Origin of the sequence: Nocardia sp. GP40, assembly GCF_050434125.1 — a bacterium.
In the GTDB taxonomy this organism is placed as follows: Bacteria; Actinomycetota; Actinomycetes; order Mycobacteriales; family Mycobacteriaceae; genus Nocardia; species Nocardia albiluteola.
In genome coordinates, this window is sequence record NZ_JBNPVW010000012.1 from 181,966 (window position 1) to 197,440 (window position 15,475).

14 protein-coding genes are annotated in these 15,475 nt (G+C 68.6%); 4 read left to right on the forward strand and 10 right to left on the reverse strand.

Going from position 1 to position 15,475, the window contains the following annotated elements; genetic code table 11:
- Window positions 1-164: 164 nt before the first annotated feature.
- Window positions 165-2,348 carry a malate synthase G gene (locus ABH933_RS31750; protein WP_429423376.1) on the reverse strand — a complete coding sequence of 728 codons (2,184 nt, stop codon included), beginning with the start codon at window positions 2,346-2,348 and terminating at the stop codon, window positions 165-167.
- 303 nt (window positions 2,349-2,651) lie between these two features.
- Here ABH933_RS31750 and ABH933_RS31755 point away from each other — a divergent pair, with 303 nt between their 5' ends.
- Genes ABH933_RS31755 through ABH933_RS31765 form a run of 3 tightly spaced genes read left to right on the forward strand, consistent with a single transcriptional unit; the run spans window position 2,652 to window position 5,331 of the window.
- Window positions 2,652-3,398, forward strand: a complete 747-nt coding sequence (locus ABH933_RS31755; protein WP_429423377.1) for an SDR family NAD(P)-dependent oxidoreductase — start codon at window positions 2,652-2,654, stop codon at window positions 3,396-3,398.
- Window positions 3,395-4,039 carry a TetR/AcrR family transcriptional regulator gene (locus tag ABH933_RS31760; RefSeq protein ID WP_429423378.1) on the forward strand — a complete coding sequence of 215 codons (645 nt, stop codon included), beginning with the start codon at window positions 3,395-3,397 and terminating at the stop codon, window positions 4,037-4,039. The genes ABH933_RS31755 and ABH933_RS31760 overlap by 4 nt, the downstream gene beginning before the upstream one ends.
- Before the next feature lie 2 nt (window positions 4,040-4,041).
- Window positions 4,042-5,331 carry an acyl-CoA dehydrogenase family protein gene (locus ABH933_RS31765; RefSeq protein WP_429423379.1) on the forward strand — a complete coding sequence of 430 codons (1,290 nt, stop codon included), beginning with the start codon at window positions 4,042-4,044 and terminating at the stop codon, window positions 5,329-5,331.
- A 253-nt stretch (window positions 5,332-5,584) separates the two neighbouring features.
- On the opposite strand, the gene ABH933_RS31770 is transcribed toward ABH933_RS31765, so the two are convergent.
- From ABH933_RS31770 to ABH933_RS31780, 3 genes are all read right to left on the reverse strand, one after another.
- Window positions 5,585-6,229, reverse strand: coding sequence for a DUF305 domain-containing protein (locus ABH933_RS31770; RefSeq protein ID WP_429423381.1), 645 nt, complete (start codon window positions 6,227-6,229; stop codon window positions 5,585-5,587).
- Window positions 6,230-7,807, reverse strand: a complete 1,578-nt coding sequence (locus ABH933_RS31775) for an LVIVD repeat-containing protein (protein ID WP_429423382.1) — start codon at window positions 7,805-7,807, stop codon at window positions 6,230-6,232.
- Between the two features lie 133 nt (window positions 7,808-7,940).
- On the reverse strand, window positions 7,941-8,579 hold the full coding sequence (locus ABH933_RS31780; protein ID WP_429423487.1) for a VC0807 family protein: 639 nt from the start codon (window positions 8,577-8,579) through the stop codon (window positions 7,941-7,943).
- Between ABH933_RS31780 and ABH933_RS31785 the strand changes: the two genes are divergently transcribed.
- A complete protein-coding gene (locus tag ABH933_RS31785; protein ID WP_429423383.1) occupies window positions 8,480-8,749 on the forward strand; it encodes a hypothetical protein in 270 nt (89 codons plus the stop codon). The genes ABH933_RS31780 and ABH933_RS31785 overlap by 100 nt on opposite strands.
- Here ABH933_RS31785 and ABH933_RS31790 read toward each other — a convergent pair.
- The 6 genes from ABH933_RS31790 to ABH933_RS31815 all read right to left on the reverse strand — a co-directional run bounded on the left by ABH933_RS31790 (window position 8,740) and on the right by ABH933_RS31815 (window position 15,274).
- Window positions 8,740-9,420 (reverse strand): DUF6069 family protein, encoded by a 681-nt coding sequence (locus tag ABH933_RS31790; RefSeq protein ID WP_429423385.1) that lies wholly within the window; start codon window positions 9,418-9,420, stop codon window positions 8,740-8,742. The genes ABH933_RS31785 and ABH933_RS31790 overlap by 10 nt on opposite strands.
- A 76-nt stretch (window positions 9,421-9,496) precedes the next feature.
- Complete coding sequence (locus tag ABH933_RS31795) at window positions 9,497-10,432, reverse strand: 3-methyladenine DNA glycosylase (protein ID WP_429423386.1); 936 nt, start codon at window positions 10,430-10,432, stop codon at window positions 9,497-9,499.
- A 50-nt stretch (window positions 10,433-10,482) separates the two neighbouring features.
- Complete coding sequence (locus ABH933_RS31800; protein ID WP_215916830.1) at window positions 10,483-11,547, reverse strand: hemolysin family protein; 1,065 nt, start codon at window positions 11,545-11,547, stop codon at window positions 10,483-10,485.
- Between the two features lie 89 nt (window positions 11,548-11,636).
- Window positions 11,637-13,019 (reverse strand): hemolysin family protein, encoded by a 1,383-nt coding sequence (locus ABH933_RS31805; RefSeq protein ID WP_429423387.1) that lies wholly within the window; start codon window positions 13,017-13,019, stop codon window positions 11,637-11,639.
- A gap of 346 nt (window positions 13,020-13,365) precedes the next feature.
- Window positions 13,366-14,802, reverse strand: coding sequence for a GuaB1 family IMP dehydrogenase-related protein (locus tag ABH933_RS31810; protein ID WP_429423388.1), 1,437 nt, complete (start codon window positions 14,800-14,802; stop codon window positions 13,366-13,368).
- A 115-nt stretch (window positions 14,803-14,917) separates the two neighbouring features.
- Window positions 14,918-15,274, reverse strand: coding sequence for a hypothetical protein (locus ABH933_RS31815; RefSeq protein ID WP_429423389.1), 357 nt, complete (start codon window positions 15,272-15,274; stop codon window positions 14,918-14,920).
- Window positions 15,275-15,475: the final 201 nt, after the last annotated feature.

Below are 15,475 nucleotides of genomic sequence, written 5' to 3' on the forward strand. Positions count from 1 at the left end.
TGAGCAGGGTGCGGCCACTTCCCCGTGCGGGTTCGGCGATTCGGGAGGCGGAGCCGGGCGTCAGCGCGATGTGGTCGTGAGCTGTCACCGAGGGTGGTAGACGACGAGTCCCCCGGTCGTGTTCGACCGGGGGACTCGTGAGGTGTGGCGGCTGGGCGCGCGGCTCAGCCCTTGGCGGCCAGCGCCTTGGCCTCGCGGCGACGCCGGTGCAGGATCGGCTCGGTGTAGCCGTTGGGCTGGGTGCCGCCCTCGAGGACGAGCTCCTTGGCCGCCTGGAACGCGACGCTGCCGGCGAAGTCCGGGGCCATCGGCCGGTAGGCCGCGTCGCCCGCGTTCTGCCGGTCGACCACCGGCGCCATGCGCTCGAGGCTCGCGACCACCTGGTCGGCGGTGACGATGCCGTGGCGCAGCCAGTTCGCCATCAGCTGGCTCGAAATGCGCAGGGTCGCACGGTCTTCCATGAGCGCGACATCGTTGATGTCGGGCACCTTGGAGCAGCCCACGCCCTGGTCGATCCAGCGCACCACGTAGCCGAGGATGGACTGGGAGTTGTTGTCCAGCTCGTTGGCGATCTCGTCGGCGGACCAGTCGGGGTTCGCGGCCAGCGGGATCTCCAGGATCTGATCGACGGTGGCTCGCGCGCCGCCCCGGGCGATCTCGGCCTGCCGCTTGAACACGTCCACCAGGTGGTAGTGCGTGGCGTGCAGGGTGGCGGCGGTGGGGGAGGGCACCCACGCGGTGGTCGCGCCCGCGCGCGGGTGGCCGATCTTCTGCTCGAGCATGTCGTGCATCAGGTCCGGCATCGCCCACATGCCCTTGCCGATCTGCGCCTTGTGCGGCAGCGCGGCGAACAGGCCCGCGTCGACGTTCCAGTCCTCGTAGGAGGCGATCCACTGCTGCTTCTTCATGTCGGCCTTGCGGACCATCGGCCCGGCCTCCATGGACGTGTGGATCTCGTCGCCGGTGCGGTCCAGGAAGCCGGTGTTGATGAACACCACGCGGTCGCGCGCGGCCTCGATGCAGGCCTTCAGGTTGACCGTGGTGCGGCGCTCCTCGTCCATGATGCCGACCTTGAGCGTGTTGGCGGGCAGGCCCAGCACGCCCTCGACGCGGCCGAACAGCTCGTTGGCGAAAGCGACCTCGTCGGGGCCGTGCATCTTGGGCTTGACGATGTAGACCGAACCGGTGCGCGAGTTGGCGACCCGGGCCTGGCCGCGCAGGCTGTGCACCGCGATGAGCGAGGTGAACAGGCCGTCCAGGATGCCCTCGGGCACCTCGTTGCCCTGGGCGTCCAGGATCGCGTCGCTGGTCATCAGGTGGCCGACGTTGCGCACGAACAGCAGCGAACGGCCGTGCAGCACAACCTCTTTCCCGTCCAGGCCGGTGTAGACCCGGTCCGGGTTCATGGTGCGGGTGAAGGTCTTGCCGCCCTTGGTGACCGCCTCGGCCAGATCGCCCTTCATCAGGCCGAGCCAGTTGGTGTAGCCCAGGACCTTGTCCTCGGCGTCGACCGCGGCGACCGAATCCTCGAAGTCCATGATCGTGGTGACCGCGGACTCCAGCACCACGTCCTTGACCCCGGCGGTATCGGTGCTGCCGATGGGCGAGGAGGGGTCGATCTGGATCTCGATGTGCAGGCCGTTGTGCCGCAACAGCACCGAGGTCGGGGATTCGGGCGTGCCGAGGTAGCCGACCAGGGTCGAGGCGTCGGCAAGGCCGATGTCGGTGCCGTCCTCGAGGGTGACCTCGAGCTCGCCGTCGACGATCTTGTAGGCCTGCGAGCCGATGTGCGAGCCGGTGATCAGCGGCACGGCGTCGTCGAGGAAGTTGCGCGCCCACTCGATGACCTTGTCGCCGCGGACCTTGTTGTAGCCGCTGCCCTTCTCCGCGCCGCCCGTCTCGGGGATGGCGTCGGTGCCGTACAGCGCGTCGTACAGCGAACCCCAGCGCGCGTTCGCGGCGTTGATCGCGAAACGGGCGTTCATCACCGGAACCACCAGCTGCGGGCCGGCGGTGGTGGCGATCTCGTCGTCGACGTTCTCGGTGCCGATGGCGAAGCCGGCGGGCTCGGGACGCAGGTACCCGATCTTGGTGAGGAAGGCCTTGTAGGCGGCCTTGTCGTAGCCGGTGCCCGGGTTCTCGGCGTGCCAGGCGTCGAGCTTGCCCTGGATCGCGTCGCGCTCGTCCAGCAGGGCGCGGTTGCGCGGGGCCAGGTCGTTGATGATGGCCTCGGCGCCGGACCAGAACGCGGCGGAATCTACGCCGGTGCCCGGCAGCGCCTCGTTCTCAACGAACGCGTGGAGAACACTTGCAACCTGAAGCCCGCCGACCTGAATCCGCTCCGTCATCTACCTGCCTCACTTCGAGAAAGTCGGATGCAAAAAGTACGGTTGTCATGTTACTCGGGGGTAGTCCGCGGCCCGCTTCGGCCCCGATGGAAGGCGGCCGTCATTCGAGCCAGCCCTCCCGGTTGCACTCCTGGAAATAGCGATCGTCGTCGTCTCGCCTCGAGTCGATGTTGCTATGCCTGATTCCTATTAGACGTGGTCGTGGCGGTTTTAGTTCCGGATATCGCCGAGGGGGTCTTGTGTTCCGGTCGCGCACGACTTAATGTACTGACTGGAACATTTCTGTGCGAGGGGAGTGGCCGGATGGAGCAGGCGCTGGCGGGCCGTGTCGTGTTGGTGACCGGCGGTAGCCGGGGGCTAGGGCGCGAGATGGTGCTGGCCTTCGCCGCGGCGGGTGCGGATGTGGTGATCGCGAGCCGCAAGGTCGACGGGTGCATCGCGCTGGCCGAGGAGGTGCGGCGCAAGCACGGGCGCCGGGCGCTGCCGGTGGCGTGCAACGTCGGCGACTGGACGCAGTGCGATCGGCTTATCGAGACCGCCTACGGCGAATTCGGCAAGGTCGACGTGCTGGTCAACAACGCGGGGATGTCGCTGCTGTATCCGAGCCTGGACCAGGTCACCGAGCAGATGTTCGACAAGGTGATGGCCGTGAACCTCAAGGGGCCGTTCCGGCTGGCCGCCGCGATCGGGGCGCGGCTGGCCGCGGCCGGCGGCGGTTCGATCATCAACGTCTCCTCGATCGAGGCGGCGCGCCCCGAGCCGCTCGCGGTGCCCTATGCCGCGGCGAAGGCCGGATTGAACGCGCTGACAGCGGGTCTCGCGCAGACCTACGGACCGGCGGTGCGGGTCAATACGATTCAGTGCGGTCCGTTCGAGACCGATATCGCCAAGGCGTGGCCGGATGCGCTGCGCGCGGAGCTGGTCCGGCACAATGCCCTGGGCCGGGTCGGGCAGCCGGGCGATATCGTCGGCGCGGCACTGTATTTCGCGACCGATGCCTCGGCATTCTGTACCGGGTCCACGCTTGCGCTCGACGGCGGCTGGCGATGACGCAGGCCGCCGCGCCGCGACGCCGGGGCCGTCCGCCCGCCGCGCAGTCGACGCCGGGCGCGACCCGGGCGCGGATCGTAAGCGCGGCGGTGGAACTGTTCGCGGAGAAGGGGTTTCACGGCACCGGCGTCGCCGAGATCGGCGATCGGGCGGGGGTGCAGCGGGGCGCGCTGTACTACCACATCGGCTCCAAGGAGGAGCTGCTGTGGGAGATCCTGCGGGACTATATTCAGCTCATTCTCGACGACGGGGAGCGCGTCGCGGATTCCGGCGACGACCCGATCACCCAGCTGCGCAACCTGATTCAGGGTTATGTCGAACTGATCGTCGAGCATCGGCGCGAGGTCGCGATCCAGCTGCGGGACGGTTCCGCGCTGACCGGCGAGCGCGCGAACGAGTTGCAGGAGCTGCGCGATCGGGTGCAGCGGTGCTGGCAGCGGGTGATCGACGCGGGGTGCGCCGCGGGCGCGCTGCGTACCGCCGATCACGTCGTCACCAACAGCCTGCTGGGCATGCTGAACACGGTGACCCTCTGGTATCGCCCGCACGGGGAGCGCTCGCCGGCCGAGATCGCCGACATACTCACGGCCACCGTCCTGGACGGGGTCCTCAACCACTCCTCCACACCCACGAAAGGCTGATCATGGCTTGGGATTTCGAGACCGATCCGGACTACCAGTGGAAACTGGACTGGGTCGCGGAGTTCGTCCGCACCGAGGTGGAACCGCTGGACCTGCTGTACCCGAACCCCTACGACCGCACCGACCCCGAGATCCGGGCGCTGATGAAACCGCTGCAGGAGCAGGTGAAACAGCAGGGACTGTGGGCGTGTCACCTGGGCCCCGAACTCGGCGGTCCCGGCTACGGGCAGCTGAAACTGGCGCTGCTGAACGAGACGATCGGCACCTCGCTGTGGGCGCCGCTCGTCTTCGGTTGTCAGGCGCCCGATTCCGGCAATGCCGAGATCCTGGCTCACTACGGCACCCCCGAGCAGAAGGCGAAGTATCTGCAGCCCCTGCTCGACGGCGAGATCGGCTCCTGCTACGTGATGACCGAGCCGACCGGCGGCTCCGATCCGACGGCGTTCCGGACCCGCGCGGTGCGCGAGGGTGACGAGTGGGTCATCAACGGCGAGAAGTGGTTCAACTCCGCCGCCGAATTCGCCGCCTTCCACATCGTCATGGTGGTCACCGACCCGGAGGCCCCACCGCACCAGCGCCTGTCGATGTTCATCGTCCCGGCCGACGCGCCCGGGCTGGAGATCGTCCGGAACTTCACGGTGCCCGGCTTCAGCGAGCACGAGGGGCATCTGCGCTTCACCGACGTCCGAGTGCCCGCAGATGCCCTGCTCGGTACCGAGGGGCTGGGTTTCATCGTCGCCCAGACCCGGCTCGGCGGCGGCCGGGTGCACCATGCGATGCGCACGGTTGCCCTGGTGCGCAAGGCATTCGACATGATGTGCGAGCGCGCGGTGTCGCGGCCGATGCGCAAGGGCGTGCTCGGCGGGCTGCAGCTGACGCAGGAGAAGATCGCCGAATCCTGGATCGAGATGGAGCAGTTCCGTCTGCTGGTGCTGCGCACGGCCTGGCGCATCGATAAGGAACAGGACTACCTGAAGGTCCGGCACGACATCGCCGCGATCAAGGTGGCGATGCCGAAGGTGATGCACGATATCGCCCAGCGCGCCATGCATCTGCACGGCGCGATCGGCGTCAGCACCGATCTGCCGTTCACCGACATGATGACCTACGCCCAGGTGATGGCCATCGCGGACGGGCCCACGGAGGTCCACAAGATCACCCTCGCCCGCGAGGTACTGAAGCAGTACACCCCCGCGGATCCGGTGTACCCCAGCGGATACCGGCCCGCGCTGCGCGAACAGGCGCGGGAACTGGTGGCGCGCAGGCTCGAGCACACCGTCGGAAATCTGTGATACATCAGTACCATTGGTGCCGCACACCGATAACCTGATGTAAGGATTAGTGATGAGCAGCACCGCCATCGACATCCTCAATGTGCTCGTGGCACATGTGGATGCATTCTGGACCTGGTTGTCCACGGGGTCGTCCGGCTTTCCGCCGCTGTAAAAGGACGTCATATCGGACAAAAAGCCGCGCCCGCCGCAATTCCGGCGGGCGCGGTTTCTTTTCCGGGACCGAGTCATTCGGAATCGCCGCGGTCCGGTGTTACGGCAGCGGTGCGGCGCCCATCCGGTCCAGCAGTGCGAGAATGAGCCCGACCTCCTCGCTCTGCTCGGTGATCATCGCCCGCGCCTGCTCCTTCACCGCGCCGGAGGTCAGCTGCCGGTCCGCGGCCCGGGCCATCGCGACGCCGCCCACGTGGTGGCGGTACATCAGCTGCAGGAACAGCACGGATGCGTCGTGGCCGCGGGCGGCGGCGAGGTTGTCGAGCTCCGCCTGGGAAGCCATGCCGGGCATGGTGTTCGGCGATGTGGCGAGCGTCGTGGGTCCCATGGAATGCGGCTGTGTGGGCATGGAATGCATCCAGGCCATCGGATGGTCGTCGGTGGGCGAGGCGTTCGCCAGACGCAGCCAGCCGAGCAGTATGCCGATCTCCGTGCGCTGCGTCTGATCGATCTGCTGCGACAGCCGCAGCACCGTCGGGTCGGCCCCGGGGTCCAGGCGTTGCACCATGAGCAGTGCCTGCTCGTGGTGCGCGGTCATGTCCTGCGCGAAACCGATCTCGGTGGCGGTGAGAATCGGTGCGGCGGCGGGATGTCCAGGCACTATCAGTGGCCGCAGCGCGGCGCCGATCACCAGCAGGATCAGCGCGGAGGCGAGGTACGATCCCAGGCGGTACCAGCGGTCCATCTACGAGCCCACGATCGAATGCTGATCCGCCGGTGGGGAATACACGCCGTTACCCAGCTGCAGCACCATGAATCCGTTGTCGTTGCAGGTGGTCCACAGCTGGCTGCCGTGCCACTCCGGCGGGGCGAAACACCAGTCGCTGGAGACATCGCCGAAGGCGAGCATTCCCGAGCGCGGCGAGAGTGCCTTGGCCGGATCGAATTTCCCGTCCAGGACCGCCCGCGCCATCGAGAAGCCCTCCAGTGCGGGCGGTCCGATCAGCGAGCCCAGCGCGTGCGGGGAATCCCACAGCTGCAGGTTCTGCCCGGTACGCGCGGGCGGGTTATAATACGCGATCTCGCGGGCGTGGAACGGATCCCGCACGTCGAATACCCGGATGCCGGAGGATTCCCAGCCGCAGGCCATGGCAGTCGGATTGTCGGGGCGATCGGCCGCGCAGTAGTGCGCGTCGTAGGAGAACACCGAGCCGCCCATCGAGGAGGCCAGATTGCTGTCCAGGTGATTGGGCAGGTCGATCTCCAGCTTGATCTTGTCGACCACGCGCGGATTGCGTTCGTCGGAGATGTCGACGAGCTTGACGCCACCGGCCCCGGCCTCGTCGACGGTGAACAGATACGGCCTGCCGCCGTAGCTGACCGGAATGCTGTGCTGAGTGGCCCAGCCGTCCGTCCAGAAGACCCGGCCGATGTGCTGGACCTGGGGATTCGGGTCGCGGCGCTGCACCGCGCCGATATCGAGCACGGTGAAACCGGCCAGCGCCGAGAGGTACATCCGGTTGCCGTCGGGGCTGACCCCGAAGCCGTGCGCCTCGATTCCGGTCAGGCCCTGCCAGATCACGTGCGGGTCGGCCGGATTCGTCAGGTCGATCGCGCTGACGAAGCCCGGTGCGATCCCCGAGGCCCAATAGGTCCGCCCGTCCGGGGAGAAGCCGCCCTCGTGCGTGGTGATCGGCAGCGGCATCAGGAGATTGGATCCCGGCCCGGGATTGAGCAGCCGCGGATGCGCGCAGTCGGAGACGTCGTAGACCGACATGTACCCCGCGCCCTCGCCGATGGGAACGCCGGTGCCCACGAGCAGCTTTCGCGCGACATTGACCTTCAGGCTCTCCCAGGTCCCGGCCAGCATCGCCGGTTCGGTGAGCGTCGCGGTGAGCACCGGATGTGCCGGATCGGACACGTCGAGCACCTGCACGCCCTGCGCCGGGCCCAGCAGGTTGCCTGGGAAGAACGAGCCGGTGTACGAGCAGTGGTCGTAAGTGGTGGAGGTGATGCCGCCGCCGCGCCCCTCGTATCCGCCGACCAACGACATGTTGCAGGTGTAACCCCGTGTGCTGCGGCCGTTGTCGCGGTCGGCGGCCGGAACATCGCCCTGCAGACCGGTTTCCGGCATCGATCCGGGACCGCAGTCCGCGCGCGGCACGGAAGCCGTTCCCACATCGAGGAATTGCTGCACCTGGGTGGCGATATCGGACTGCAGGTCCGCCGACGCACCGCCGAGCGGCAGCGTCACCGCTGCGAGTAGCGCCGCCAACACCACCAGCACCGGTTTCGAACGCCGAATGCCCGTGAATCGCCCCATCGCGAACCCCAAACTGCCTGGCCGGTAATCCCCGTCGCGCGATCGCCTGTGCTGCAAGCAACGCCGACAGTCCGGAACAGTAGCTCACATGACCCGCCGGTAAGTTCGTTTTGGGACAGTGATTTTCGAGGATTTATCGGGGTCGATCGGTCGAGTTGGCTTGGAGATCGCTCGGATCTGATGAGGAATCGGTGCTTACCTGAGGGGGCGCGGCCCGGACGTCGCCGGGCGCGTTGGCCCGTCGGCCCAGCCAACGGGCGCCGAGCATCCGGTTCAGGCCGGCGACCATGTAGTAGATGTTGGTCACGACTTGAAGGACGATGAAGGTCACCGGCCAGAGCGCTCCGCTGAGCCCGGGAACGACGTGGATCGGCAGGGTGTACGCCATGACAACCCGAACTGCCGCGTCGCCGAGGATGCCGAGGCCCCAGATCACGCTCGACACCCGCCAGAGCCGCCGGAAGCGGGGTTCGCCCTGCCACAGTGCGTCCCAGTCGCGGACGGCGAATGCCCGTCTGTCCTCCATGAACGGGCGGGCGAACAGGAACGCGGCCGGCCTGCGGGCCCATACGCTGGCCAGAAGCGGCGCTTGACGGCCAAGCTGTAGCCCGCACCGAGCGCGGGAAAGACGGCGCCGGCGCCGAGCGCGACCAGGTTGCTCACCCCGAGACCGTGCAGCAGATAGTAGGCGGCGATCGGTGCACCGATGTCGAAGCCGAAGGTGGCCAGCTGGCGAGGCAGGTTGGCTGGTCGCTCCGCAGTCACCGCAGATGCCGCGTCCACCTGATCCTGGGCCTGCGCGGTGCAGTCCCCGACGACCCGGTGCGGGCGGCCCGCCACGCCATCGAGGCGCGGCTCGACGGTCGTCACGCCGAGGCCCGGATGGCCGAGCTCCGCCGCCGGATCGAGGAGATCGACCGCCGTGGCGGGCCTCACCGGTAGATGACGCTCCTGATGCCGACCATGCGGACCATGCTGAGAATCGGGAGCCCGATAACCAGGTGCTCGATGGCGGTGGTGACGCCTACCCAGATGTCGTTGGAGAACAACAGGGGAGTGATCACCGCCGCGGCCGTCAGCATGCCGACGATCCAGGTGAAGAACACCTCCGGCGAGGGCGTTGCCAGGCGTAACGCGTAGTAGAGCACCCCGGCCAGCACGGCACACAGGCCGGCGGCCACCGCGAACCAGTACGCGTCCTGCGCCATCGGGTTCCACACCCCGAACCTGCCGTTCTGGGTCATTCGCGTGCCGATGACCTCGATGACCCATGCGCACAGCCAGGCCGCGAGCGCCGAGACCACCGCCGCGGCGAAGACGCCTCCGGCGAACTTGCCGATGTCGACCTCGGGCCCCGACCGCCGGGGCCTGCGTTCCGGATAATCGGATTGCTGATACGCGTCGTATCCGGGGTCTCGGCCATAGTCGGGACGCCGATCGTATCCCGGGTCTCGACCGTAGTCCGGACGCCGGTCGTAACCTGGGTCTCGACCATAGTCGGGACGCCGATCGTGTCCGGGATCCCGGCCGTATGCGGATTCGCTATAGTTCTCCGGCTGGTAGCCGGGTTCGTAACGTGCGGTGTACTGATCGCGTGGATCCCTGGGATTCAACCGCTGATCACCTCCGTCGAGAGCGTTGCGTGTGCGTCGAGTGTAGGGCCTGACCGATATTTCCGGTCATCGATCCTTACCCGCTCTCGTGGTCTCGAACACCTGCGCCGTTCGGCGGCTGTGCGCGCGCGGCGGCCAGCAGGCGGGTGCACTCGTCGAGCAGGCGAGTGCGTAACCGGCCGGCGCGCTCGGTGAGATCGGACTGGCCTCGCACGTATTCCGCACGGCCCGCGGGCGTTTCGATGCGGACGGGCGTGTAACCGTACTCGGACAGCTCGTAGGGGCTGGCGCGCATATCCAATTCCCGCGCGGCGCAGGCAAATTCGAAGCAGTCCAGCAGCAGTGCCGAGTCGGCCAGCGGGACCAGCTTGAAGGTCCACTTGTAGAGATCCATGTTGGCGTGCAGGCAGCCGGGCTGTTCGCGCGGGATCTGGGATTCGCGGGTGAGTGGCTCGGTGTTGCGGGGTACGGCCTCTGGGGTGAAGAAGCGGAAGGCGTCGAAGTGGGTGCAGCGCAGGGGCATCGACTCCACGACCGCGTCGGTGCCCGCATGGCCCAGGCGCAGGGGGACTTGCTGATGGCGGACCTCGTCGCTGCGATAGACCATCGCCCACTCGTGCAGGCCGAAACAGGACAGGTGCGCGGGCCGGGACGCGGTGGCGCGCAGGAGATTTGCCACGAACTCGAGGGTGTCGTGACGGCGGGCGAGATAATCGGGATCGGCGGTCCACGCGGCGGCGTCCGTCGTTGCGTCCGGTGCGCGGTGGTATCCCCGCGCACCGTCGTACTCCGCCGCATTTTCGAGTGCCACACCGTAACCGGGATGCCAGCGGCGTAATTGCGCCGGCTTGTGGCCGTAGTAGGTGAACAGGAAATCGATCACCGGATGCTTCGAGCCCGCGGCCCGTCGCTGCAGGTACGGGCCGACCAGGGCGTCGACCCGGTCGCGATGGGCCGCCGCCCGAGCGCGCCAATCGCGCTCGGGCAGTACGAGAATGCTCACACTACTCATGCCTGCGCCTCGCTGGCGCTCGCCTCCAGCATGCGCGGCGCACGCTCCGCTCATTCGGCGATACGATGCGTCGCGTCGCGGACCGTGCCGACGAACTCTTCCACCAGATCCTCGAGGGCCACGATACCCACCGTGTTCCCGCGGCTGTCGACCACGCGCCCGAGGTGACTGCTGGTGCGGCGCAGCCGGGCCAGGGCCTCGTACAGCGTCGTGCCCATGCTGACCGTGGGCAGCGGGCGGATATCGGTGCGCGGGATGGGGGTGGCCGGGCCCGCGTCGTCGTCGGCGACCTTGTCCAGCACATCCTTCACGTGCAGGTAGCCGACCAGCGAGCCGTCGTCGGTGCGGACCGGATAGCGGGAGAAACCGGTCTCGGCCACGGCGGATTCGATATCGCCCAGCGTGGTGCCGTCCCCGCGCAGCGGCACGCATCGGGTCGTGGCCAGGGGCACCATCACATCGGCGACGATGCGGTCGGTGGTGCCCAGGGCCTGGGTGAGCCGGCGGTGCTCCTCCTCGTCGATCAGCCCCTCCGAACGGGATTCGCCCAGCATCTCGGCGAGCTCCACCGAAGACACCGTGGTGTCGAGCTCGTCCTTCGGCTGAATGCGCAACGCCCGCAGCGACAGATTCGCCGCCAGGTTGTAGAGCATGATCAGCGGCCGCGCCAGGCGCAGCCAGCGGAGCAACATCGGAACCAGCAGCAGCGCAACGCGTTCCGGTCCAGCCAGGGCGATGTTCTTCGGAATCATCTCGCCCAGCAGCATGTGCAGCATGACCACCAGGCCCAGCGACAGCGCGAACGCGATCGGATGCAGCAGCTGGTCCGGCATGTGCGCCAGGCGGAACGGCCCGTGCAGCAGGTGGGCGATCGCGGGTTCGCCGATGCGGCCCAGCAGCAGCGAGCAGATGGTGATGCCCAGCTGCGCGGCGGCCAGCATCATCGACAGGTGCTCACCGGCGCGGATCACGGTGTGTGCGCCGCGTTTCCCCTGTGCGGCCAGGGCCTCGAGGCGGTCGCGGCGCGCGGAGATGAGTGCGAACTCGGCGCCGACGAAGAAGGCGTTGCAGCCCAGCAGCGCCAGCGTCAGCACGATCCCGAACAGATCACCCATGGCTGAGCTCCCATCCGGCCCATGGACTCCGCGCGTCGACTACCCCGGGTGCGGCGCGACGTGCAGGTGCGAGCGTGAATCCGGATCGGTTATCCATGGCTGAGCTCCCATCCGGCCATCGTGTCGGCGTCGACCGGCACCAGCAGCACCCGGTCGATCCGGCGGCCGTCCATGCGCTCCACGCGGGCGACCCAGCCGCCGCGGGTGTGTGGCTCCATCGAATTGCGCTGCCCGGAGCCGGGATTGGGCAGCGTCACCTCGTCGCCGGGTTCCGGGATGCGGCCGAGCCGGGTCAGCACCAGGCCGCCGAGGGTTTCGTATTCGCCCTCCGGGGCGTCGTATCCGGTGGTGCGGGCGACCTCGTCGATGCGCAGCAGGCCTGAACAGTTCCATCCGGACGCGGTGCGGCGCACCTCGACCTCTTCCTCGTCGTGTTCGTCGCGCACATCGCCGAGGATCTCCTCGATGATGTCCTCCATCGTCACGATGCCCGCGGTGCCGCCGTATTCGTCGACAACCAGCGCGACCTGCATGCCGTCGGCGCGCACCCGCTCGAGCACCTCGTCGCCGTCGAGGCTGGCCGGCACGATCGGCACCGGGCGCGCGATCGAACGCAGGCGGATGGTGCGGCGCTCCCGCACCGGATGCAGGAACGTCTGCTTGACGTGCACGATGCCCAGGGTGTTGTCCAGATCCCCATCGATCACCGGGAACCGGGAGAATCCGGTGCGGCTCGCGGCGGCGATCAGGTCGGCGATGGTGTCGTTCCGGTCCAGAGCCTCGATCTTCACCCGCGGGGTCATGAGTTCCTCCGCGCTGCGCTCGCCGAACTCCAGCGACCGATCCACCACCTGCGCGGTCCGCTGATCCAGCACGCCGCGCCGCGCGGACGTGCGCACCAGCGAGCCCAGCTCCTCCGGGGAGCGCGCGGAACGCAGCTCCTCGGCCGGTTCGATGCCCAGATGCCGCACCACCCAGTTGGCGGTGCCGTTGAGCAGTTTGATCAGCCAGGCGAAGACCCCGGAGAACGCGATCATCGGGATGGCGGTCATGCGGGCGGTGGCCAGCGGGGCGGAGATGGCGATGTTCTTGGGCACCAGCTCGCCGTAGATCATCGACAGCGAGGTCGCCAGGATCAGCGAGATCGCCAGGGAAATGCCCTGTGCCGCACCGGGGCTCGCGCCGAGTGCGGTGCACAGCGGTTCGAACAGCCGGGCCAGGACCGGTTCGGCGATATAGCCGGTGACCAGGGTGGTGAGGGTGATGCCGAGCTGAGCTCCGGACAGCTGGAACGACAGCGTGCGATGGGCCTTGCGGACCCGGCGAGCGCGGCGGTCGCCCTCGCGGGCGTGCGCCTCGACGGTGCTGCGCTCTAGCGCGGTGAGGGAGAATTCGGCGGCGACGAACAGGGCGGTGCCCGCGGTGAGCGCGATGAAACCCACCAGGCTGAGCACTGTGAGCACGACTGACACGGTCAGCACCGTCCCCCATGTCCGGTTCGGACCGAATGACCTCTAATTGCTGCGATGACGGGGGCGCCGGGTTGGTCACCCGGCTCGGTAGAGGAGCCCTCCGTAGTGGCGCCCTCGGACGCGGGTGACAACTGGTTCCTTTCGCAGGTGGTAGCGGATTATCAAGATAAACGCCGTCCGCGGGAATTGTGTTACCGGGTCCGGCAATCATCATGTTACCGGCACTCACCCGCGAAATCCCGGCCGCGCCGCGCGGTGACGGTCACATCCGCACGCGGTCGCGATGTGCCCACTACGAGGCGATGCCCGCGGCGTGTGGCCACGGGCATCGCACAGACTTCGGCTGCTACCAGCCCGACGGCAGCGGGCGGCCCTCGGCGAATCCGGCGGCGGACTGCACGCCGAGCACCGCCTTGTCGTGCAGTTCGGCCAGCGAGCGGGCCCCGGCGTAGGTGCACGCGCTGCGCACGCCCGAGCAGATGTGGTCGATGAGGTCCTCGACGCCCGGACGCTCCGGGTCCAGGCGCATCCGCGAGGACGAGATGCCTTCCTCGAACAGCGCCTTGCGGGCCCGGTCGAAGGCGCCGTCGGTGACGGTGCGCGCGGCGACCGCGCGCTTGGACGCCATGCCGAAGCTCTCCTTGTACATGTTGCCGTTGCGGTCGGTGCGCAGGTCGCCGGGGGATTCGTAGGTGCCGGCGAACCAGGAGCCGATCATCACGTTGGACGCGCCCGCGGCGATGGCCAGGGCCACGTCGCGCGGGTGGCGCACGCCGCCGTCGGCCCACACGTGCACGCCGATCTCACGCGCCGCGGCGGAACATTCGGCCACCGCGGAGAACTGCGGGCGGCCCACGCCGGTCATCATGCGGGTGGTGCACATGGCGCCGGGCCCGACGCCGACCTTGATGATGTCGGCCCCGGCCTCGGCCAGATCGCGGGTGCCCTCGGCGGAGACGACGTTGCCGGCCACCAGCGGCACGCCCAGGCGCAGGTCGGCGACCGAGCGCAGCGCCTCGAGCATCTTGACCTGATGACCGTGCGCGGTGTCCATCACCAGCACGTCCGCACCCGCGTCGACCAGTGCCTTGGCCTTGGCCGGGATGTCGCCGTTGATGCCGACCGCGGCGGCGATGCGCAGCTTGCCCGCCGCGTCGACCGCCGGATCGTAGATGCCCGTGCGGATCGCGCCGGTGCGGGTGAGCATTCCCGCGAGCGTGCCGTCCGCCGCGAGCAGTACGGCGAGGGCGGCGTGCCGGGATTCCAGCAGCTCGAAGATCTCGCGCGGCGACGCGTCGGCGGGGGCGGTGACGAACGAGGCGTCCGCGACCGCGCGCAGCCGCGCGAACCGGTCGACATCGGCGCAGGCGGCCTCGGTGACGACGCCGATCGGACGGTCGTTCTCCACGACCACGACCGCGCCGTGTGCGCGCTTGTGCATCAGGGCCAGGGCCTCGGAGACCGAGTGGTCCGGGCCGAGCACCACGGGGGTGTCGGCGACCAGGGACCGGCCCTTGACGAAGGAGATGGTGTCGGCGGCCGCGCCGAGCGGCAGATCCTGCGGGAGCACCACGATGCCGCCGCGGCGGGCGACCGTCTCGGCCATCCGGCGGCCGGCGACGGCGGTCATGTTCGCCACCACGATCGGGATGGTCGTGCCGGTCCCGTCGCTGGTCGACAGGTCCACGTCGAATCGGGACGCCACATCCGTCCGATTCGGGACGAGGAAGATGTCGTCGTAGGTCAGGTCGTAGGGGGGCTGGTGGCCGGGAAGGAACTGCACTCCCGCGATTGTAGGGGACCGGCGGGAGTGTCCGGGCAGGCGCGGCGGGAACGGCGCGTGCCCGGATGTGCGGCCGGCCCGGCGGACCGGCCGCACCCGTCACGGATCGGGGTCGTCAGAAGACGATCTCGGCCAGGCGCGCGACGTCGTCCGGGTCGTCGGTGCCCGGGTTGAACAGGATCTCGTCGGCGCCCAGATCGGTGAAGCCCGCGACCGCCTCCCGGACCGCCTCGGGCGTCGTGCAGACCGCGCCGGAGGTGATCTTCGCGAAATCCGGTGTGACGCTGTAGTAGTCGTAGACGTTGTCGCGGCCCGCGTCGCCGTCGCCCAGGGCGTAGTACGCCAGCGCGACGATTTGCGGCGAGCCCTCGCGTCCACCGCGTCGCCAGGCCTCGCGGGCCGCGTCGAACGATGGACCCACCATCGCGGGCGGCAGCGACCCGCCCACGTAGCCCTCACCCCAGCGCGCCATTCGGGAGAGCCGACGCCGCCATCGGAATGTGAATGGGCGCTGGGCGATCCGGCGCCGCGGCGGTGGCGGTGGCGGCCGAAGCGTGGTGGCGGTCCTGACCGAAACGGCTGCGCGCAAACGGAATCGAGGTGGGACGTGCGCCCAAAGAGTTGCTGCCTGGGCACCAGGTCGAGGCGCGTGATGCGTGCCGGGCCGGGGAAC